The sequence below is a fragment of the Klebsiella sp. S69 genome (genome assembly GCF_016516145.1).
Taxonomy (GTDB): Bacteria; Pseudomonadota; Gammaproteobacteria; order Enterobacterales; family Enterobacteriaceae; genus Klebsiella; species Klebsiella oxytoca.
The window spans coordinates 1-21,860 of sequence record NZ_JACVUU010000038.1 but is presented as its reverse complement, the minus strand read 5'-3'; the positions used below and the strand labels follow the sequence as shown (position 1 = coordinate 21,860).

Genomic DNA, 21,860 nt, shown 5'->3' with positions numbered 1-21,860 from the left:
CTTTATCCCTTTTCTTCACGCAGTGAGTTAAAGTTACTCAGCAACTCATACGTTTCCACCAGCGGTAAGCCCACTACGGCGTGATAGCTGCCATTTATCTTCCTGACAAAACAGCCACCCAACCCCTGAATACCGTATGCACCTGCTTTATCTAAAGGTTCGCCGCTGGCAACATAATCGGCGATATCCTGTACTGAGAGCACACGGAAAGTGACCTCCGTGACCACCAGGCAATCCAACGTCTGCTGCTTATCGGCCAGGGCCACGGCGGTCATCACCTGATGGGTTTTCCCGGAAAGCACACGCAGCATTTCGGCGGCGTGGCCGGCATCGCGCGGCTTCTCCAGCACTTCACCATTAAGGATGACAATGGTATCCGCTCCCAGTACGGGGAGATCAAGCGGCGCTAACGCCACTCCAGCCTGAGCCTTCTCACGCGCCAGACGTACAACATACTGCTGCGCGCTCTCCTGGGGACGGCGCTGTTCCTCAATACCGGGAATCACGCGTTCAAAAGAGAGACCGAGCTGAGTCAGCAGTTCCTGCCGACGGGGAGAGCCTGAAGCCAGATACAGAGTCGTCATATCAACCTTATTGCACCGCAAACTGCTGACGCACTTTACGCATTAGCAGGAAAATCCATGGCCAGAGCACACCGTTTACTACACTACTCCAGAACACTTCCGGGCGGAAAGAGACGTTGATCACTAAAAACTCTGCCCAGAAAACAATGATATCCACGGCGAGGGATAACATGACTACCACCAGCGCCTGTTGCCAGAGCGCCAGATTGCGGAACAGCTGATATTTCAGCGCAACCAGATAAGCCACAATACTTAATGATAGTGCGCGAACGCCAAGCGTCGAACCGCTAATGAGATCGAGGATTGCGCCCATCACAAAGCCTGTGCCGACGTTAACCCGATGGGGCAACGCAAGAATCCAGTACAACAGGATGAGAAATACCCAGTTTGGCCGGTAAACGCTAATGTCCGCCGGCCAGGGCATAATCTGCAACAAGAGTGCAATAAGGAACGAGAGCCAGATAACCCAGCGTCCCTGGCTACGGTAGCTTGCCACTATTGCCCCCCTGCAGGCAGAGGCTGCTGTGGCATACCGGTTGCTGGCGCCGGCATCTGCGGCCCCATCGCATCCGGCGCAGGCAGAACCTGCGGCATCATCTGCATCAGGCGCTCGTTCGCTACGCGATGAACCTCTTCCGGCGTCATGGGATTAGCTCCGTTGCGATCGGCGCCCCACAGCAGCAGCAGATAGCGCAAGCGCTGCAGACCGGCTGTCGGACGGGCCTGAATCACCGTGTACGCGCGCTGCGTATCCAGCTTAACGGAAGAGACCACGCCCACCGGATACCCTTCCGGGAAGCGGCCGCCGAGCCCCGAAGTCACAAGGACGTCGCCGACGCGAATATCAGTATTGGCCGGCAGATGTTCCAGCTGCAGATCGTCAGTACAACCGTTGCCTGCCGCAATCACGCGAATATCGTTACGCAGCACCTGAATCGGTAACGCATGAGTGGCATCGCAAATCAGCAGCACGCGGCTGGTCAGCTTCGCCACCGCGACCACCTGGCCGACGACGCCTTTATCGCTGATGACCGGCTGACCTTCATATACGCCGTTAACGCTGCCTTTATCGATAACAACCTGATCGCTGTATGGGTCGTTAACCGTTGAGATGACCTGGGTCACCATTTTTTGCTCGTCCTGACGCAGCGGAGAGCCCAGCAGCTCGCGCAGACGCGCGTTCTCCTGTTTATACTGACCCAGCATCAATAGATCGCTGTTTTTTAACAGCAGTTCCTGGCGCAGCGCGCGGTTTTCCAGTTCGAGCTGGTCGCGGGTGGCCAGCGTTTGCGAAACGCTATCCAGCAGTTCCCGGGGACCATTAGAGACAAAGTAGAAAGGGCTGACGGCAGTATCCATGTACGTTCGAATCTGGCTGAACGTACCCAGGCGGCTGTCGGCGATTATCACGCCAAGCGCCACCAAAACCGCCAGAATAAGGCGAATCTGTAGCGACGGGCCACGGCTAAAAATTGGCTTCATAGGCTATGCGTATTCTCGTGTCAGTTAAGACCGGGGCAGCCGTAAGCCAGCTACCCGGATCTCAGGCTGACTACTCTTCGCTGAACAAGTCGCCGCCGTGCATATCGATCATTTCCAGTGCCTTGCCGCCGCCACGAGCGACGCAGGTCAGTGGATCTTCTGCAACTACGACAGGAATTCCTGTCTCTTCCATTAACAGGCGGTCAAGGTTGCGCAGCAGCGCGCCGCCGCCGGTCAGAACCATACCGCGTTCGGAGATATCGGAAGCCAGTTCCGGCGGGCACTGCTCCAGCGCGACCATCACCGCGCTAACGATGCCGGTCAGCGGCTCCTGCAGCGCTTCGAGGATTTCATTGGAATTCAGCGTAAAGCCGCGTGGTACGCCTTCAGCAAGGTTGCGCCCGCGAACTTCGATTTCGCGAACTTCATCACCCGGATAAGCGGAACCGATCTCGTGTTTGATACGTTCTGCGGTCGCTTCGCCGATCAGGGAGCCATAGTTACGACGCACATAATTAATCACCGCTTCGTCAAAACGGTCGCCGCCGATACGTACGGAAGAGGAGTAGACCACGCCGTTCAGGGAGATGACCGCCACTTCAGTCGTCCCGCCACCGATATCCACAACCATCGAACCGGTTGCCTCGGAGACCGGCAGGCCTGCGCCGATCGCAGCCGCCATCGGCTCTTCAATCAGGAAAACTTCACGGGCGCCAGCACCCTGTGCGGATTCACGAATCGCGCGACGTTCAACCTGAGTCGCGCCAACCGGCACGCACACCAGCACGCGCGGGCTCGGACGCATAAAGCTGTTGCTGTGCACCTGTTTAATAAAGTGCTGAAGCATTTTTTCGGTAACGAAGAAGTCGGCAATAACGCCGTCTTTCATTGGGCGAATAGCTGCAATGTTGCCCGGTGTACGCCCAAGCATCTGCTTCGCTTCATGACCCACCGCTGCGACGCTTTTCGGCGATCCGGCACGATCCTGACGAATGGCCACCACGGAAGGCTCATTCAATACGATGCCTTGTCCTTTTACATAAATCAGGGTATTCGCGGTACCCAGGTCAATGGACAGGTCATTGGAAAACATGCCACGAAATTTTTTTAACATACTAAGGGATAATCCTGAAAGCTGGGGCGGAAAACAAAATCCGCTTACTTTACCAACCACGCGCAGCAGCGACAAGGCGCAAAAATCATCTGCTGCGGTGAAAATTAGTGCAGTTCGTTACCTTTGTTACAAATTTGACTGAGTCCGTCCGATGCCGAAATCTTCAGCAGCGCTCCGCGCTTGAATCTGCAACCTGTCAAAGGTCATTCACTGGCATTTACATTGCGACAATCCGGCAGGTAGACAAGCACACCCCCATCACTATGGCGCGCATTATTCTACGTGAAATCACGCTAAACGGCAGATCAAACAGAGTATCTTTGCGAATATTTTTTCACATTTGTGTCAAGTGGCTGTGAGGCGGCAAAAAATTCCCCCTGACCGCCGGTGACACCGCATTGAGACAGCACCTGCCACTCGCTACGGCTGAGCACGCCGGTTGCGAAAACCTGAACCGGCATTCCCTTACAGGCTTCAACCAGACTCTGCACCAGCAGCTGATTCTCACTGCGTTTTTCTATATTGCGCGATAACCCCGAATGCAGCTTGATAACCTCAACGTCGAGCTGCTTAATCCAGCTGGTTCCAACCAGCGTCAGACCAGCCTGAACTACGGCAACTCGAACACCTAAAGCATTAACCAACCGCATAACCGGCTGCAGGCGGCCGATATATTGACAAACATCCGCCTCTGCAAGTTCAAAAATAATACGCCGACGTTGCGATTTTTCGCATTGCATCAAAGTATCGCGCAGCCAGCGCTGGAATCGGGGGCGAATTAATGACTCAACCGTCACCTGTAGCGCGAGATTTTCTTCCGGCCAGAAGCCTAAAAACGGCAGCAACCGGGTGACTTGCAGGCGGTCATACTCTTCCGCCAGCCCGAACTGCAGTACCATCGGCATATATTCCGCCGCGATAACTTCTTCCTTGCCATCGTAAAGACGACACATTAGCTCGCGGTGGTGTACGCGACCGTCACGCGTTACGGCAGGTTTCTGGTAGAGACGCGGTCCGCCGCGGCTGAGCATTTGCTCGATAAGCGTGCGCCAGCGGACGTTGCCGCGCCCCTTTTCCGGGAGAGAGTCATCGTAGACGGCCCAGCTGTTGCTACCCTGCAATACCGCATTGCGCGTTGCCGCTTCCGCATGCTCCATCACCTGGGCTGCCGTTTGTCCGCTACGGAAGGCGCAGATCCCGATATGCATCATGTCGTCACGATCGAGAATTCGCGTTGGCGGCAGGGCATCCATAGCCTTCAATAGCAATCCGGCGATGCTATCCGCCTCTTTTAACGTGCGATGAGGGAGCAGAACGGCAAAATCGCTTCGGTGATAGCGGGCCAGCAGCGCGCCGGGATAACGCATAATAAAGGTGGAAAGCATGTTGATCAGCGTAAAGTAATGCTCTTCAGTCGCTGTACGCCCCCAGTTATCGCGCAGCAGGTCGAAATCCGGCAGGCGGATCATCATAACAATACCGTACGACCCCACCTTCTCCTGATCTTCAAGCAGCGTCGACAGCTGATTATCAAAGAACAATCGGTTACTTAGCCCGGTTTTTGAATCCTGCGCAACGTAAGAACGAATCAGGGTATCCATGCGGCTTCGCTGATCGCTGGCAAACTGCAGTTCTGATAGCAGCGTATCTAACGCACTGCTGGTGTTGACTGGCCATTCATGTACCGACCCGCGCACCTGCGGGCCGCGTTCGCCGTTAAGAATACGCACAGAGCGAAGCTCCAGTAGCTCCTGGCCCGCCAGCTGACGACGGATCCAGCGCACGGAAAAAAAGATAATCAGCACCATGAAACCAATGGCGATGGAAAGCGGCGCGGTAACGTGCAGCGAGCGGAAATAATTGGCCATCGGATCCAGATAAACCAGATGGATAACCATGCCCGGGTGCTTGAGCGACGGCACGGTGATACTACGGAACTGATTGCTGCTGCCTAACGGACGATAGTTATCGTTGCGGGAATGGCTATAGACCGATTTGCCATTAAGCTGAAAATCAACGTGCACGACTTCGACCGGCGTCATCAGCTCATCCATCTGCGGTTCTAACTGGTCAAAAGATATAGAGACCAGGCGGTTATCCAGCATCGTCGCCACCGCCTGAACGCGGTTGGTCATTTTTATCTGAATACCGTTATAAAAACTCAGCGAAGCGCCAATCAGCGTGACAAAGATAGTCAGGCTGGTGAGTAACGTGACAAAGGCTGAGAATTTCGTCGTTAATCGCATCCCTGTGTTAACTCCGCGAGTGAATGAGTGCCCGATAAACATCCGGGCTCCAGTGCTGGCGCCTAAACTAAAGTAAGCACTAACTTTCTAAAGAGCGACGCATACTACCAAAGCTGGCGTATCTGGCAATTTATTGCGTTACATCGGTGTAATAATGCCGTTAGCGAGTATAGTCTGCAGAAAAATTTTTCCAATCATCCAACCTACGAGGACCGGCGCATGCAGGCTTTAATCTTAGAACAGCAGGATGGCAAAACTCTCTCTTCGGTGCAAACCATTGACGCCAGCCAGCTGCCGCAGGGCGATGTGACAGTGGATATCGAGTGGTCCAGCCTTAACTATAAAGATGCGCTGGCGATCACCGGTAAAGGAAAAATCATCCGCAACTTTCCGATGATTCCTGGCATCGATTTTGCCGGTTCGGTCCACAGCAGCGAAGATCCTCGCTTTCATGCGGGCCAGCAGGTGCTGCTCACCGGATGGGGCGTTGGCGAAAACCACTGGGGCGGTCTGGCGGAACGCGCTCGCGTTAAAGGCGACTGGCTGGTAGCAATGCCTCAAGGGCTGAATGGGCGTAAAGCCATGACCATTGGTACCGCGGGCTTCACCGCCATGCTGTGCGTGATGGCGCTGGAAGATGCCGGAATTCGTCCTGAAGATGGCGAAATTGTAGTTACCGGGGCCAGCGGCGGCGTCGGCAGCACCGCAGTCGCTTTGCTGCATCAGCTGGGGTACAAGGTAGCGGCGGTTTCCGGGCGCGAAAGCACCCATGAATATTTGAAAGCCCTCGGCGCGCAGCGCATCCTTGGCCGAGATGAGTTCGCCGAAACCCGCCCGCTGGAAAAGCAGCTGTGGGCCGGCGCTGTTGACACGGTTGGCGATAAAGTACTGGCAAAAGTACTGGCGCAAATGAACTACGGCGGCTGCGTTGCAGCCTGCGGCCTCGCTGGCGGATTTGCGCTGCCGACCACCGTGATGCCGTTTATTCTGCGCAATGTACGCCTGCAGGGCGTTGACTCGGTGATGACCCCGCCCGCCCGCCGGGCTGAAGCCTGGCAAAGGCTGGTTCGCGATCTGCCGGAATCGTTCTATGCGCACAGCGCAACCGAAATCACCCTCGCCGAAGCCCCTGAGTTTGCTGAAAAGATTATGACCAATAAGATTCAGGGCCGCACGCTGGTTAAAATCGCCTAATCTGCAATTTTTCGTGACATATTCGCAATAACGCCTCGCCTCCGTCATGCTTAGAAAAAACGCATGACGGAGGATGCTATGAAACCCAAAAAACTGACAGAAGCCGACGTTACGGCAGAATCCGTTTTTATGCTGCAACGTCGCCAGGTCCTGAAAATGCTGGGCATCAGCGCGACCGCCCTTTCCCTTACCCCCTCCGCGCAAGCCGATCTGCTGGATTGGTTTAAAGGCAACGATCGCCCGCCGGCGCCGGCGGGCAAAGCGCTAACGTTCGAAAAACCGGCGCAATGGCAAAATAACCTGCCGCTCACGCCGGAGGATAAAGTTGCTGGTTACAACAACTTTTATGAGTTCGGTCTGGATAAAGCCGATCCGGCGGCGAATGCCGGCAGCCTGCGCACCGATCCCTGGACGCTGGCGATCGGTGGCGAAGTGGCAAAACCGCTCACGCTCGATCATGACGACCTGACCAGCCGATTCCCGCTGGAAGAACGAATTTATCGAATGCGCTGCGTAGAAGCCTGGTCGATGGTGGTTCCGTGGGTCGGTTTCCCGCTCCATAAGCTGCTGTCGCTGGTCGAACCCACCAGCAATGCTCGCTACGTTGCATTTAAAACGCTTTATGCTCCTGAGCAGATGCCGGGTCAAAAGGACCGTTTTATCGGCGGCGGTCTGGCGTATCCCTACGTTGAAGGACTGCGGCTCGATGAAGCAATGCATCCTCTGACGCTGCTCAGCGTGGGCGTGTATGGCAAGGCGCTGCCCCCGCAGAACGGTGCGCCGGTTCGGCTCACCGTGCCCTGGAAGTACGGCTTCAAAGGGATTAAGTCCATCGTCAGTATTGAGCTCACCCGTGAGCGTCCGCCCACCACCTGGAATCTGGCCGGGCCCGAAGAGTATGGCTTCTACGCCAACGTTAATCCGCATGTCGATCATCCCCGCTGGTCGCAGGCGACTGAGCGTTTTATCGGCGCCGGCGGCGTACTCGACGTTAAACGCCAGCCAACGCTGCTGTTCAACGGCTATGCCGAAGAAGTGGCGTCGCTCTATCGGGGCCTGAATTTGCGGGAGAACTACTAGTGCGCCTGAATGTAAAGCAGATAACCTGGCTGAAAGTGCTTCTCCATCTGGCTGGCTTTTTGCCCGTTGTCTGGCTGTTCTGGGCCGGGCAGCAGGGCTATTTCAGCGCCGACCCGGCAAAGGATATTCAGCACTTTACCGGTAGGATGGCTCTTAAATTCCTGCTGGCTACCTTGCTTGTTTCGCCGCTAGCGCGCTACGCTAAACAGCCGTTATTGATACGCACCCGGCGCTTACTTGGCTTATGGTGCTTTGCCTGGGCTACGCTGCATTTAACCAGCTATACGCTGCTCGAACTCGGGATTAACAATCTGGCGCTTTTGGGTTCAGAAGTTATCAGCAGGCCTTACCTGACGCTGGGTTTACTCAGCTGGCTGATTCTGCTGGCGCTGGCGGCGACCTCCACCCAGGCGATGCAGCGGAAATTAGGCCGCCGTTGGCAAACATTACATAACTTCGTCTATGTTGTCGCGATCCTTGCGCCGATTCACTACCTGTGGTCGGTGAAGATTTTATCCCCGCAGCCGATCATTTATGCGCTGCTGGCACTGCTGCTTTTAGCATGGCGATACAAGAAGTTTCGCCAGTGGTGGCGCTGATTCCGGATATGTGCAGTTTCCCGCAGTTCTTTTATCAACCGCCCCACTTTACACGATAGCGGTTGATAATCTTCCCTGATAAGACCAGTATTTAGCTGCCAAATGCTACGAAATCGTTATAATGTGCGACTTTGGTTTTCCTTACGGGCTTTTTGAGTCCCGAAAAGGTGACAATCGCGTATCGAAGGTATATTTTGTTTTTTACCCGAGAATGGCAGAAGATGGCCGCATGTTGGCCGGTAAGTTTCGCTTTTTGCTTTCGGGCAGCCGGAGCGTAACCTGTCGACTTATGCCCAATGGCGGCGTCATGAATCAGCAGTAATTCATATGCTTTACAGACGGTGCTAACACGCCTGTCACAATCACACTAAACAAAGAGTACGGAACCCACTCATGGATATTCGTAAGATTAAAAAACTGATCGAGCTGGTTGAAGAATCAGGTATCTCCGAACTGGAAATTTCTGAAGGCGAAGAGTCGGTACGCATTAGCCGTGCCGCGCCAAACGCAGGTTTCCCGGTGATGCAACAGGCTTATGCCGCACCGATGATGCAGCAACAGCCGGCTCTGTCTAACGCAGTCGCAACTGCGGCCACTCCAGCAATGGAAGCCCCTGCGGCAGCGGAAATCAGTGGTCACATCGTACGTTCCCCAATGGTTGGTACTTTCTACCGCACCCCGAGCCCGGACGCGAAAGCCTTCATCGAAATCGGTCAGAAAGTTAACGCGGGCGATACCCTGTGCATCGTTGAAGCCATGAAAATGATGAACCAGATCGAAGCCGATAAATCCGGCGTGGTGAAAGCCATTCTGGTCGAAAGTGGTCAACCGGTAGAATTTGACGAGCCACTGGTCGTCATCGAATAACGAGGCGAACATGCTGGATAAAATTGTTATCGCCAACCGCGGCGAGATTGCATTGCGTATCCTGCGTGCCTGTAAAGAACTGGGCATCAAGACCGTTGCTGTGCACTCAACGGCGGATCGCGATTTAAAACACGTATTGTTAGCGGATGAGACGGTCTGTATTGGCCCGGCTCCGTCCGTAAAAAGTTACCTCAATATCCCGGCTATCATTAGCGCAGCTGAAATCACCGGCGCGGTGGCTATTCACCCGGGTTATGGTTTTCTGTCCGAAAACGCTAACTTCGCTGAGCAGGTTGAGCGTTCCGGCTTTATCTTTATCGGTCCGAAAGCAGACACTATCCGCCTGATGGGCGACAAAGTCTCTGCCATTACCGCAATGAAGAAAGCGGGCGTTCCAACCGTACCGGGCTCTGACGGCCCGCTGGGTGAAGATATGGACGTTAACCGCGCCCATGCCAAACGCATTGGCTACCCGGTGATTATCAAAGCCTCCGGCGGCGGCGGCGGTCGCGGTATGCGCGTCGTGCGCAGCGATGCTGAGCTGGCTCAATCCATCTCCATGACCAAAGCGGAAGCAAAAGCCGCTTTTAACAACGACATGGTGTATATGGAGAAATACCTGGAGAATCCTCGCCACATCGAGATCCAGGTACTGGCTGACGGTCAGGGCAACGCTATCTATCTGGCTGAGCGCGACTGCTCCATGCAGCGTCGTCACCAGAAGGTCGTCGAAGAGGCACCGGCGCCGGGCATTACTCCGGAACTGCGTCGCTATATCGGCGAGCGTTGCTCCAAAGCGTGCGTCGATATCGGCTATCGCGGGGCGGGTACTTTTGAGTTCCTGTTCGAAAACGGCGAGTTCTATTTCATCGAAATGAACACCCGTATTCAGGTAGAACACCCGGTAACCGAGATGATCACCGGCGTCGATCTGATTAAAGAACAGCTGCGCATCGCTGCTGGTCAGCCGCTGTCCATCAAGCAGGAAGAAGTTATGGTTAAAGGCCATGCGGTGGAATGCCGTATCAACGCCGAAGACCCGAACACCTTCCTGCCGAGCCCGGGTAAAATTACCCGCTTCCACGCGCCGGGCGGTTTTGGCGTACGCTGGGAGTCTCATATCTACGCAGGCTACACCGTACCTCCGTACTATGACTCAATGATCGGCAAGCTGATCTGCTATGGTGAAAACCGTGATGTCGCGATTGCCCGCATGAAAAATGCGCTGCAGGAGCTGATTATCGATGGCATCAAAACCAACGTAGATCTGCAGATCCGCATCATGAACGACGAACATTTCCAGAATGGTGGCACCAATATCCACTATCTGGAGAAAAAACTCGGATTGCAGGAGAAGTAATTCTCTTACTGCTGCAAAAGGCCGGATAATCCGGCCTTTTTTCTTTTTCTCTCCTCTCCGCTTTTCCATGCGGTACAATCCCCGCTTTCTTCATCCTCAAGGGACAAAAAATGGACAAACGTTTTGTTCAGGCCCATAAAGAGGCGCGCTGGGCGCTGTGGCTAACCCTTCTTTATCTTGCGGCCTGGCTGGCTGCCGCCTATTTGCCGGGCGCCGGTATTGGCATAACCGGCCTGCCGCACTGGTTTGAAATGGCCTGCCTGCTGGTACCGCTGGTGTTTATCCTGCTGTGCTGGGCAATGGTAAAACTGATTTATCGCGATATTCCTCTGGAGGATGACGATGCAGCTTGAAGTCATACTGCCGCTTGTCGCCTACCTGCTGGTGGTGTTTGCTCTCTCCATCTATGCGATGCGTAAGCGCGTAACGGGTTCCTTCCTGAACGAGTATTTCCTCGGTAGCCGCTCGATGGGCGGCATTGTATTAGCCATGACGCTTACGGCTACCTATATCAGCGCAAGCTCGTTTATAGGCGGCCCCGGCGCGGCCTATAAATATGGTCTCGGCTGGGTACTGCTGGCGATGATCCAGCTTCCTGCTATCTGGCTCTCGCTGGGAATTTTGGGTAAGAAATTCGCCATTCTGGCGCGACGTTATAATGCCGTAACGCTGAACGATATGCTCTTTGCCCGCTATCAAAGCCGCCTGCTGGTCTGGCTTGCGAGCCTGAGCCTACTGGTTGCTTTTGTTGGGGCAATGACGGTGCAGTTCATCGGCGGGGCGCGCCTGCTGGAAACCGCGGCGGGCATCCCCTACGAAACCGGCCTGCTGATTTTTGGCGTCAGTATCGCACTTTATACCGCGTTCGGCGGTTTTCGTGCCAGCGTCCTCAATGACACCCTCCAGGGGATGGTAATGCTGATAGGAACGATTGTTCTGCTGGTTGGCGTCGTGCATGCGGCTGGCGGGCTACATAATGCGGTAGAAACGCTGCAAACTATCGATCCTAAGCTGGTCTCTCCGCAGGGTGCTGATGATATTCTTTCTCCCACCTTTATGACCTCTTTTTGGGTGCTGGTCTGCTTCGGGGTGATTGGCCTTCCGCACACCGCCGTTCGCTGCATCTCCTATAAAGACAGCAAAGCGGTTCACCGGGGAATTATCATTGGCACAGTAGTCGTCGCGATCCTGATGTTTGGTATGCACCTTGCCGGAGCGCTCGGCCGCGCGGTGATCCCGGATCTGACGGTGCCGGATCTGGTCATCCCTACCCTCATGGTGAAAGTATTGCCGCCATTTGCCGCCGGGATCTTCCTCGCTGCGCCAATGGCCGCCATTATGTCGACGATCAACGCTCAACTGCTGCAAAGTTCCGCTACGATCATTAAAGATCTGTATCTGAATCTGCGCCCCGAGCAGATAACAAATGAAACCCGGTTGAAGCGGATGTCGGCAACGATCACCCTGCTGTTGGGCGCTTTACTGCTGCTGGCAGCCTGGCGTCCGCCTGAGATGATTATCTGGCTCAACCTGCTGGCGTTCGGCGGCCTGGAGGCCGTGTTCTTATGGCCGCTGGTGCTGGGCCTGTACTGGGAACGAGCGAACGCGAAAGGCGCATTGAGCGCGATGATCGTCGGCGGCGTACTCTATGCCATACTCGCCACTTTTAATCTTCAGTACCTGGGCTTCCATCCGATAGTGCCCTCGTTACTGTTAAGTTTATTGGCTTTCCTGGTCGGAAACCGCTTCGGAACCTCCGCCCCGCAAGCCGCCGTATTGACTACTGATAAATAAAGAGTTTTGCCATGCCATGGATCCAACTGAAACTGAACACTACCGGCGCGAACGCGGAAGAACTGAGCGATGCACTGATGGAAGCGGGTTCCGTTTCCATTACTTTCCAGGATACGCACGACACGCCGGTATTCGAACCTCTGCCGGGCGAGACCCGTCTGTGGGGCGATACTGATGTTATCGGCCTGTTTGACGCTGAAACAGACATGCAAGAAGTGGTCGCGATTCTGGAGCAGCATCCGCTGCTGGGCGCCGGTTTCGTGCATAAAATCGAACAACTGGAAGATAAAGACTGGGAGCGCGAATGGATGGATAACTTCCACCCTATGTGCTTCGGTAAACGCCTGTGGATCTGCCCGAGCTGGCGGGATGTGCCGGATGAAAACGCCGTTAACGTGATGCTCGATCCGGGCCTGGCGTTTGGTACCGGTACGCATCCCACAACGGCAATGTGCCTCGAATGGCTGGATGGACTCGATCTCGCAGGCAAAACGATCATCGATTTTGGCTGCGGCTCAGGCATTCTGGCCATTGCGGCCTTAAAGCTGGGCGCAGCGAAAGCGATTGGTATTGATATCGATCCGCAGGCGATTCAGGCCAGCCGCGATAACGCCGAGCGCAACGGGGTCTCTGAACGCCTGGAACTGTATCTGCCTAAAGATCAGCCAGAGGCGATGAAAGCCGATGTCGTGGTCGCAAACATTCTGGCTGGCCCATTACGCGAGCTAGCCCCGCTTATCAGCGTGCTGCCGGTTACAGGCGGTCTGCTGGGGCTTTCCGGCATCCTTGCCAGCCAGGCGGAAAGCGTTTGTGAGGCATACGCCGACCTCTTTAATCTCGATCCCGTCGTGGAGAAAGAGGAGTGGTGCCGGATTACCGGTATTAAAAAGTAATCTCTCCTTGTGGCCTCATCGCAGGCCACAACTTTTCGCGTTTTCTGTACAAAATCATTCGCCCAATAAGAATAAGATGATGCGGTAACATATTGTAGTTACCAATAAAATCATCATCTTATTCATTGGACGAATTATATGAAAACATCTTTAGGCAAGGCGGCATTGTTGGTGTTAAGCATGATGCCCATTACGGTTTTTGCTTCCCATTGGGGCTATGAAGGCGAAGGTTCGCCGGAGCACTGGGGAGCGCTCAGTGAAGAGTACAAAACCTGCCAGAGCGGCATGAACCAATCTCCCATCAACATCGATACCACGTTCAAAGCGCACCTGTCACCGTTGGAAACCCACTATATTGATGGCCCAATTACGCTCATCAACAATGGTCACACCATTCAGGCCGGGTTAAAAACTACCACAGCGGACACCATTACAATTGACGGTACGCCATTTACCCTTCAGCAGTTCCATTTCCATGCCCCGAGCGAAAATACCGTTCACGGTAAGCACTATGCGATGGAGATGCACCTGGTCCATACCAACGCTCAAGGGGCCATCACTGTCGTAGCGGTGATGTTTGACCAGGGGGCGGAAAATAGCGAGCTGAACAAACTGTGGGCTACTATGCCGGAAAAAGCGGAGCAGAATGCGAAGGTCAGCACGCAAATGGACCTCAACGCCCTGCTTCCTGCGGACAAGACATACTGGCGATTCAGCGGCTCTCTGACTACTCCGCCCTGCTCTGAAGGGGTAACCTGGATTGTCCTTAAGCATCCGCTAACGTTGTCTGCCGCGCAGCTGGCAAAATTTAGCCACACCATGCATCACGATAATAATCGTCCGGTGCAGCCGCTGAATGGTCGCGTCGTCATTGAGTAAACATCAGATACGCTTCACGATCATGTACTGAAATGAGAGCTAACTCACATAAAGCCAAGATAATTTGCTGATTAATTCAGCAGATTATCTTGTCCACACCCCGGGCCGGGAAGAAAAAATGAGAAGTTATGCAAAAATATATGTGTAGATAAATTCATCACATATTTTTAATGCAATGATTTATAAAGCTAATTATTCATGAGTATCGACCTGGACGGCGATTCTTTGATCCACCTCAGTGGATTGCTCAAAGTTTGGCCTTTCATCTCGTGCAAAAAATGCGTAATATACGCCGCCTTGCAGTCACAGTATGGTCATTTCTTAACTCATGCGCATCGGACACTACCAGCTCAGAAATCGACTTATCGCAGCGCCTATGGCTGGCATTACTGACAGACCATTCCGGACGCTGTGTTACGAGATGGGAGCAGGGTTGACCGTATCCGAGATGATGTCCTCCAACCCGCAGGTCTGGGAGAGCGACAAGTCCCGCTTACGGATGGTGCACGTTGATGAGCCCGGTATTCGTACCGTGCAAATCGCCGGCAGCGTGCCGGAAGAGATGGCTGCAGCCGCCCGTATTAACGTGGAAAGCGGCGCCCAAATTATTGATATCAATATGGGATGTCCGGCTAAAAAAGTGAATCGTAAGCTTGCAGGTTCAGCCCTCTTGCAGTACCCCGACCAGGTGAAGTCGATCCTGACGGCGGTCGTCAAAGCAGTGGACGTTCCCGTAACTCTCAAGATTCGCACCGGTTGGGAACCGGAACACCGTAACTGTGTAGAAATTGCCCAACTGGCTGAAGAATGTGGCATTCAGGCTCTGACTATTCACGGACGCACCCGCGCCTGCTTGTTTAACGGAGACGCTGAGTACGACAGTATTCGGGCAGTTAAGCAGAAAGTTTCCATTCCGGTTATCGCGAATGGCGACATTACTGACCCGCTTAAAGCCAGAGCCGTGCTCGACTATACGGGGGCTGATGCCCTTATGATAGGCCGTGCGGCTCAGGGAAGACCCTGGATCTTTCGGGAAATCCAGCACTATCTGGACACTGGAGAGCTGCTGCCCCCGCTGCCCCTGGCAGAGGTTAAGCGCTTGCTTTGTGCACACGTTCGGGAACTGCATGGCTTTTACGGCCACGCAAAAGGGTACCGAATCGCACGCAAACACGTATCCTGGTATCTGCAGGAACACGCTCCAGATGACCAGTTTCGGCGCACATTCAACGCCATAGAAGATTCCAGCGAACAGCTGGAGGCGTTGGAGGCATACTTCGAAAATTTTGCGTAATAGAAATAAAGAGCTGACAGAACTATGTTCGAACAACGCGTAAATTCTGACGTACTGACCGTTTCTACCGTTAACTCTCAGGATCAGGTAACTCAAAAGCCCCTGCGTGACTCGGTTAAACAGGCACTGAAGAACTATTTTGCTCAACTGAACGGTCAGGATGTTAATGACCTGTATGAGCTGGTACTGGCTGAAGTAGAACAGCCCCTGTTGGACATGGTGATGCAATACACCCGCGGTAACCAGACCCGTGCTGCCCTGATGATGGGCATCAACCGTGGTACTCTGCGTAAAAAGCTGAAAAAATACGGCATGAACTGATACTAATCAGTTAAATGTTTGATATAAAAGGCGCTCTTCGGCATGGGGAAGCGCCTTTTTTATTACATCCGCTTTAATGATTGACTATCGCCTGTAGCCCGCGGGTTCCGCAAAGGACCGACATAATATTATCAACCAAAGCGGGAGCCTGATGATACAGGTCGAATTTTCCGGGCTCTACGAGCCAGTTTTTAATAATACCGACAAATGCGCTATGTAATACAATTAATGAAATTTCAATGTTGGTTTCCTCTGGTAATAATCCGTTACGAATGCAGAGCTGTAAAACACTGCGAATAACGGGATAGCTAAAACCAATTTTTTTGCGAATCTCAGCCTCGGATATCATCTCGCTGGAAAACTCACACTTCTGATACAGAATTTGCATTAGCGCACGTTGACGGGGATTAATGGCGATATATTGCAGACCGATAATAAATTTTTCTCGTAGCCTGCTGAGCGGGTCCTGAGCGTGTGAAGAGGTAAATTCATGTTTAAGCAGATCACGTAACGGAAGCTGCTGTTGCCACATTTCATTAAAGAGTTCCGCTTTGCTGGAAAAGTGCCAGTAGACTGCTCCCCGCGTCACGCCAGCAGCATCAGCGATATCGGCTAACGTTGTACCGGTCACGCCGCGTAGGGCAAACTGTTGAATGGCTGACTCAATCAAAAGCTGCCGCGTCTTTAACGCATCTTCTTTCGTTCTTCTAGGCATACGGTGCTCCGCTCTACGCCAGATTAAGAGTGTGGGAAATAAGTGAATACGTATAAACCTAACATCTGACAATGAATATTGTTTAGCAAAAATACAGATAAGTTAAATCTCAAGTGAAATGCAAATAAATACACCACAAGAATAATTAAAAGAAATTTATTCACCGATTAAATATCAGTGTAAGCAAATTTTAAATTGAGATCATTCTCAAAACATAATCACCGATATTTTGTTTTTGCGTGCCTTGCTGATGGCTAAAAAATAACTATTTCTTACATCCACCGTTTTTTATTTGTAGGATACCAAACCGCATTTTAATTCATTATTTCTTGCACAGATTCGTGGCCAAGCCTGGCTCAAAATCTATAAGGAACAGCAATGACACGTCACGTCAGGGTTACACTTTTATCCAGCCTCATCATCCCGGCCCTCCTGCTCAGCGGCTGTGATGATTCAGGCGATCGGCAACCGCATGCGCAGATACCTCAGGTCTCCGTTTATGTGGTGAACAGCGCGCCGCTGTCCGTGACCACGGAGCTACCTGGCCGGACATCAGCTTACCGCGTAGCGGAAGTTCGCCCGCAGGTTAGCGGCATTATCCTGCATCGTAACTTTGTCGAAGGTAGCGATGTCGCCGCTGGACAGTCTCTCTATCAAATCGATCCGGCGACCTATCAGGCAGCTTATAACAGCGCAAAGGGTGATGAAGCGAAAGCAGAGGCCGCAGCGGCTATCGCCCATTTAACGGTCAAACGTTATGCGCCTCTTCTCGGCACAAAATATATCAGTCAACAGGAATACGATCAGGCAGTAGCGACGGCCCGCCAGGCGGATGCCGATGTTATCGCAACAAAAGCCGCCGTTGAAAGCGCGCGCATTGATTTGGCGTACACCAAAGTGACTTCACCTATCGGCGGTCGCATCGGCAAATCCAGCGTAACCGAAGGCGCACTGGTGACAAATGGTCAGGCTGATGCAATGGCGACGGTACAGCAGCTCGATCCTATTTATGTCGATGTTACCGAGTCCAGTAATGATTTCATGCGCCTGAAGCAGGAGAGTCTGCAGCAGGGCAGTGGAACTAAAAGCGTGCAGCTGATTATGGAAAACGGTCAACCTTATGCGCTGCGGGGCACCCTGCAGTTCTCCGATGTTACGGTAGATGAGAGCACCGGCTCTATTACGCTGCGCGCGATCTTCCCCAACCCACAGCATGCTCTGCTGCCAGGAATGTTTGTTCGCGCTCGCATCGACGAAGGTATTTCACCAGACGCTATTCTCGTTCCTCAGCAGGGGGTAACCCGTACGCCGCGCGGTGATGCCAGCGTGATGCTCGTCAATGACAAAAACCAGGTTGAAACGCGGCCAGTCACCGCCTCGCAGGCGATTGGCGATAAGTGGTTAATCACGAGCGGTCTGAAAGCCGGTGAAAAGGTCATTGTCAGCGGTCTGCAGAAAGTGCGTCCCGGCGTCACGGTGAAGGCCGAAGAGGATACCGCGACGACTGTCGCGCAATAAGGTACGAATCCCTATGTCTAAGTTTTTTATCCATCGCCCGGTTTTCGCCTGGGTGCTGGCAATTATCATGATGATTGCCGGCGGCCTCGCGATTATGCAGCTCCCGATAGCACAATACCCGACCATCGCACCGCCTGCGGTCGCTATCTCCGCCACCTACCCTGGCGCGGATGCCCAAACCGTACAGGATACGGTGACTCAGGTTATCGAACAGAACATGAACGGTATTGATAACCTGATGTATATGTCCTCAACCAGCGATTCTGCCGGCGGCGTGACCATTACGCTGACCTTTACCTCGGGTACGGATCCGGATATTGCGCAAGTTCAGGTACAGAATAAACTCCAGCTGGCAACGCCGCTACTGCCTCAGGAAGTACAGCAGCAGGGGATTAGCGTCGAGAAATCAAGCAGTAGCTTCTTAATGGTCGCTGGTTTCATCTCCGATAACCCCAGCACCACTCAGGATGATATCTCTGACTATGTGGCCTCGAACGTCAAAGATACCATCAGCCGCCTTAACGGCGTGGGTGATGTACAGCTCTTCGGCGCACAGTATGCAATGCGCATCTGGCTGGATGGAAACCTGCTGAATAAGTACAATTTGACGCCTGTTGACGTCATTAACCAGCTTAAAATCCAAAACGATCAGATTGCTGCAGGGCAGCTTGGCGGCACTCCGGCCCTTAAAGGCCAGCAGCTAAATGCATCCATCATTGCCCAGACGCGATTGAAGGACCCCGCAGAATTTGGCAAAGTAACTCTGCGAGTGAACGCCGACGGGTCAGTCGTGCATCTGAAAGATGTGGCACGCATTGAACTGGGCGGAGAAAACTATAACGTCGTCGCAAGAATCAATGGCAAGCCAGCTTCAGGCCTGGGAATTAAACTTGCGACCGGCGCTAATGCCCTTGATACCGCCGCGGCGATAAAAGCGAAGCTTGCCGAACTGCAGCCGTACTTCCCACAGGGGATGAAGGTCGTCTATCCTTACGACACCACGCCGTTTGTGAAAATCTCTATCCACGAGGTGGTGAAGACGCTATTTGAAGCCATCATCCTCGTCTTCCTTGTGATGTATCTGTTCTTACAGAATATCCGGGCTACTCTGATCCCCACTATCGCGGTTCCGGTCGTTCTGCTTGGCACCTTTGCCGTGCTGGCAACATTCGGTTACTCCATCAATACGCTAACGATGTTTGGCATGGTGCTGGCAATAGGCCTGCTGGTCGACGATGCTATCGTGGTAGTGGAAAACGTCGAACGCGTGATGGTAGAAGAGAAGCTCTCCCCAAAAGAGGCGACGGAAAAATCGATGTCGCAAATCCAGGGGGCATTGGTGGGTATTGCCATGGTGCTATCGGCGGTGTTTGTCCCGATGGCCTTCTTTGGCGGCTCTACGGGGGCGATTTATCGGCAGTTTTCTATCACCATCGTCTCCGCGATGGCGCTGTCCGTACTGGTGGCGCTGATCCTGACCCCCGCGCTTTGTGCCACCTTACTGAAACCCGCATCAGCCGATCATCATGAGAAAAAAGGATTTTTTGGCTGGTTTAATGCGAAATTCGATCGTAGCGTGAATCACTACACCAACAGCGTGAGTGGGATCCTGCGCTGTACCGGGCGCTATCTGAGCATCTATTTGCTAATCGTTGTGGGTATGGCGGTATTGTTTATGCGCCTGCCCACCTCTTTCTTGCCGGATGAGGATCAGGGGGTATTTATGACCATGATCCAGCTCCCTTCAGGCGCAACGCAGGAACGCACGCAGAAGGTTCTTGATACGGTTACCGATTACTATCTGCATAAAGAGAAGGCGAACGTTGAAAGCGTCTTTACCGTTAACGGCTTTAGCTTTAGCGGTCAGGGCCAAAACTCCGGTATGGCGTTTGTCAGCCTGAAGCCATGGGAAGAGCGCAGCGGCGCAGAGAATGGTGTTGAGGCAATCATCAAACGGGCTACCGTTGCCTTTAGTCAGATTAAAGATGCTATGGTCTTTCCTTTCAACCTGCCGGCAATTATCGAGCTGGGTACGGCTACCGGTTTTGATTTTGAGCTTATCGATCAGGGTAACCTGGGCCATAGCGCATTAACCCAGGCCCGTAATCAACTTCTGGGTATGGTGAGAGAATACCCTGACCAGCTGGTACGCGTTCGCCCCAACGGGCTCGAAGACACGCCGCAATTCAAGCTTGATGTCGATCAGGAGAAAGCTCAGGCTCTGGGTATTTCGCTATCCGATATCAATGAGACCATTTCCGCGGCGCTAGGCGGCTACTACGTTAACGACTTTATTGACCATGGACGCGTGAAAAAAGTCTACGTTCAGGCCGATGCTAAATTCCGTATGCTGCCGAGCGATATCAATAATATGTACGTTCGCAGCGCGAACGGCGAGATGGTCCCGTTCTCCGCATTCGTGACCTCGCGCTGGGTTTATGGTTCACCGCGCCTGGAGCGCTACAATGGTTTACCCTCTATGGAAGTTTTGGGGGAAGCGGCGCCGGGGAAAAGTACCGGTGATGCGATGATTTTAATGGAACAGCTAGCCAGCAAGCTTCCTGCCGGTATTGGTTACGACTGGACGGGAATGTCCTATCAAGAACGTTTATCGGGTAATCAGGCGCCAGCCCTGTATGCCATTTCGCTGATTGTCGTCTTTCTGTGTCTTGCGGCGCTTTATGAAAGCTGGTCGATTCCCTTCTCTGTCATGCTCGTCGTACCATTAGGCGTTGTTGGAGCATTACTCGCGGCGTCGTTACGCGGGCTTAATAATGACGTTTATTTCCAGGTAGGTTTATTAACCACTATTGGCCTCTCTGCGAAAAACGCGATTCTTATCGTAGAGTTTGCCAAAGACCTGATGGATAAAGAAGGCAAGGGCATTATCGAAGCCACACTGGAAGCATCCCGTATGCGTCTACGTCCTATCCTGATGACTTCCCTGGCTTTTATTCTAGGTGTTCTGCCTCTGGTTATTAGCCATGGCGCAGGCAGCGGAGCTCAAAATGCAGTAGGTACCGGAGTTATGGGCGGAATGTTGACGGCAACATTGCTGGCTATATTCTTTGTCCCGGTCTTCTTTGTGGTAGTAAGGCGGCGCTTTACCAGGCACATAGGCTAAATATTCTTTCCAGGGCACCCATCCGGTGCCTTTTTTCTTGCCTGAAAATAAATATCTATCTCACTGATATTAAATGCATTTATTATTCTTTAACATCCCCTCGCTCCGCAATACACATTATTTACTCATAATCATCTGTCTTTCTTAATAATATTTACGTTAGTCATAAATTGAGATTATTTACTCTGGCGGCCAACTATATTTCTGATGATAAAATAAGCTGTTCCGTATGTACGTGGGTTCGCCACTACAGCGAAGCGGATTATTTAGAGGTAACATCATGAACAAATTTATTATAGTGGCATTGCTGGCTACGCTACTTGCCGGCTGTGCACATGACTCTCCGTGCGTACCGGTTTATGACTCTGAAGGTAGACTCGTCCATACCAATACTTGTGTGAAAGGAACAACTCAGGATAACTGGGAAACCGCTGGCGCGATTGCCGGCGGCGCAGCTGCGGTAGCTGGCCTGACGCTCGGTATTGTAGCCTTAACCCGTTAACGCCTTCTTCTCTGCCATAAAAGGTGCCGGAGGGTTATCCGGTACCGCTTCCCCGAAGGTAAGTTCCGCGATGCTTAACGGTATCACCCGCGACTAAAAGCCGGGCAAAGCCCCTCCCCTCAGATAACGTCAAACGGATAAATTGCCATTACCAGCCAGGAAAAAGGATATTTACGCAGGAGCGAAAACGCAAAAAGCCCATCCTGACGGATGGGCTTTTTACTTGTTTGATGCCTGGCAATGCCCTACTCTCACATGGGGAGACCCCACACTACCATCGGCGCTACGGCGTTT

The 21,860-nt window shown here is 53.0% G+C and carries 20 protein-coding genes; 14 read left to right on the top strand and 6 right to left on the bottom strand.

Annotated elements, in window-relative coordinates; all coding sequences use genetic code 11:
- Positions 1 to 2: 2 nt before the first annotated feature.
- The 5 genes from IAE27_RS27920 to csrD form a co-directional block, all read right to left on the bottom strand.
- Entirely contained in the window at positions 3 to 584 is a 582-nt protein-coding gene (locus IAE27_RS27920; protein WP_154022665.1) for a Maf family protein, read from the bottom strand.
- A gap of 7 nt (positions 585 to 591) precedes the next feature.
- A complete protein-coding gene (gene mreD, locus IAE27_RS27915) occupies positions 592 to 1,080 on the bottom strand; it encodes a rod shape-determining protein MreD (protein ID WP_004106250.1) in 489 nt (162 codons plus the stop codon).
- A complete protein-coding gene (mreC, locus tag IAE27_RS27910; protein WP_004106252.1) occupies positions 1,080 to 2,066 on the bottom strand; it encodes a rod shape-determining protein MreC in 987 nt (328 codons plus the stop codon). Before mreC ends, mreD begins: the two co-directional genes overlap by 1 nt.
- A 70-nt stretch (positions 2,067 to 2,136) precedes the next feature.
- A complete protein-coding gene (gene mreB / locus IAE27_RS27905) occupies positions 2,137 to 3,180 on the bottom strand; it encodes a rod shape-determining protein MreB (RefSeq protein WP_002918653.1) in 1,044 nt (347 codons plus the stop codon).
- A gap of 305 nt (positions 3,181 to 3,485) precedes the next feature.
- Positions 3,486 to 5,426, bottom strand: coding sequence for an RNase E specificity factor CsrD (gene csrD / locus IAE27_RS27900; RefSeq protein WP_154022664.1), 1,941 nt, complete (start codon positions 5,424 to 5,426; stop codon positions 3,486 to 3,488).
- A 219-nt stretch (positions 5,427 to 5,645) separates the two neighbouring features.
- Here csrD and IAE27_RS27895 point away from each other — a divergent pair, with 219 nt between their 5' ends.
- The 11 genes from IAE27_RS27895 (at position 5,646) to fis (ending at position 15,707) form a co-directional block, all read left to right on the top strand.
- Positions 5,646 to 6,620: an MDR family oxidoreductase gene (locus IAE27_RS27895; protein ID WP_004106258.1), complete on the top strand. Its 975-nt coding sequence runs from the start codon at positions 5,646 to 5,648 to the stop codon at positions 6,618 to 6,620.
- 78 nt (positions 6,621 to 6,698) lie between these two features.
- Positions 6,699 to 7,700 carry a protein-methionine-sulfoxide reductase catalytic subunit MsrP gene (msrP, locus tag IAE27_RS27890; RefSeq protein WP_154022663.1) on the top strand — a complete coding sequence of 334 codons (1,002 nt, stop codon included), beginning with the start codon at positions 6,699 to 6,701 and terminating at the stop codon, positions 7,698 to 7,700.
- Positions 7,700 to 8,299 carry a protein-methionine-sulfoxide reductase heme-binding subunit MsrQ gene (msrQ, locus tag IAE27_RS27885; protein ID WP_004106263.1) on the top strand — a complete coding sequence of 200 codons (600 nt, stop codon included), beginning with the start codon at positions 7,700 to 7,702 and terminating at the stop codon, positions 8,297 to 8,299. Before msrP ends, msrQ begins: the two co-directional genes overlap by 1 nt.
- 393 nt (positions 8,300 to 8,692) lie before the next feature.
- Positions 8,693 to 9,166: an acetyl-CoA carboxylase biotin carboxyl carrier protein gene (gene accB, locus IAE27_RS27880; RefSeq protein ID WP_004106265.1), complete on the top strand. Its 474-nt coding sequence runs from the start codon at positions 8,693 to 8,695 to the stop codon at positions 9,164 to 9,166.
- Between the two features lie 10 nt (positions 9,167 to 9,176).
- Positions 9,177 to 10,526 carry an acetyl-CoA carboxylase biotin carboxylase subunit gene (gene accC / locus IAE27_RS27875; protein ID WP_004106267.1) on the top strand — a complete coding sequence of 450 codons (1,350 nt, stop codon included), beginning with the start codon at positions 9,177 to 9,179 and terminating at the stop codon, positions 10,524 to 10,526.
- Positions 10,527 to 10,636: 110 nt separating this feature from the next.
- A complete protein-coding gene (locus tag IAE27_RS27870) occupies positions 10,637 to 10,879 on the top strand; it encodes a YhdT family protein (protein ID WP_154022662.1) in 243 nt (80 codons plus the stop codon).
- Positions 10,869 to 12,320, top strand: coding sequence for a sodium/pantothenate symporter (panF, locus tag IAE27_RS27865; RefSeq protein ID WP_004106270.1), 1,452 nt, complete (start codon positions 10,869 to 10,871; stop codon positions 12,318 to 12,320). The genes IAE27_RS27870 and panF overlap by 11 nt, the downstream gene beginning before the upstream one ends.
- An 11-nt stretch (positions 12,321 to 12,331) precedes the next feature.
- Positions 12,332 to 13,213 carry a 50S ribosomal protein L11 methyltransferase gene (gene prmA / locus IAE27_RS27860; protein ID WP_004115921.1) on the top strand — a complete coding sequence of 294 codons (882 nt, stop codon included), beginning with the start codon at positions 12,332 to 12,334 and terminating at the stop codon, positions 13,211 to 13,213.
- 138 nt (positions 13,214 to 13,351) lie between these two features.
- Positions 13,352 to 14,092, top strand: coding sequence for a carbonic anhydrase (locus IAE27_RS27855; protein ID WP_064343913.1), 741 nt, complete (start codon positions 13,352 to 13,354; stop codon positions 14,090 to 14,092).
- Between the two features lie 328 nt (positions 14,093 to 14,420).
- Complete coding sequence (gene dusB / locus IAE27_RS27850; RefSeq protein WP_016808190.1) at positions 14,421 to 15,386, top strand: tRNA dihydrouridine synthase DusB; 966 nt, start codon at positions 14,421 to 14,423, stop codon at positions 15,384 to 15,386.
- 24 nt (positions 15,387 to 15,410) lie between these two features.
- Complete coding sequence (fis, locus tag IAE27_RS27845; RefSeq protein WP_000462905.1) at positions 15,411 to 15,707, top strand: DNA-binding transcriptional regulator Fis; 297 nt, start codon at positions 15,411 to 15,413, stop codon at positions 15,705 to 15,707.
- Between the two features lie 73 nt (positions 15,708 to 15,780).
- Here the strand turns inward: fis and envR are convergent, their stop codons facing one another.
- The gene (gene envR / locus IAE27_RS27840; RefSeq protein ID WP_154022661.1) at positions 15,781 to 16,422 is read right to left on the bottom strand and encodes an acrEF/envCD operon transcriptional regulator; all 642 of its coding nucleotides are present in this window, start codon (positions 16,420 to 16,422) and stop codon (positions 15,781 to 15,783) included.
- A gap of 378 nt (positions 16,423 to 16,800) precedes the next feature.
- Between envR and IAE27_RS27835 the strand changes: the two genes are divergently transcribed.
- The 3 genes from IAE27_RS27835 (at position 16,801) to IAE27_RS27825 (ending at position 21,566) form a co-directional block, all read left to right on the top strand.
- Positions 16,801 to 17,940, top strand: a complete 1,140-nt coding sequence (locus tag IAE27_RS27835; protein ID WP_004115928.1) for an efflux RND transporter periplasmic adaptor subunit — start codon at positions 16,801 to 16,803, stop codon at positions 17,938 to 17,940.
- Between the two features lie 13 nt (positions 17,941 to 17,953).
- Complete coding sequence (locus IAE27_RS27830; RefSeq protein ID WP_200093233.1) at positions 17,954 to 21,064, top strand: efflux RND transporter permease subunit; 3,111 nt, start codon at positions 17,954 to 17,956, stop codon at positions 21,062 to 21,064.
- A 280-nt stretch (positions 21,065 to 21,344) separates the two neighbouring features.
- Positions 21,345 to 21,566 carry a membrane protein gene (locus tag IAE27_RS27825; RefSeq protein WP_004106283.1) on the top strand — a complete coding sequence of 74 codons (222 nt, stop codon included), beginning with the start codon at positions 21,345 to 21,347 and terminating at the stop codon, positions 21,564 to 21,566.
- Positions 21,567 to 21,860: the final 294 nt, after the last annotated feature.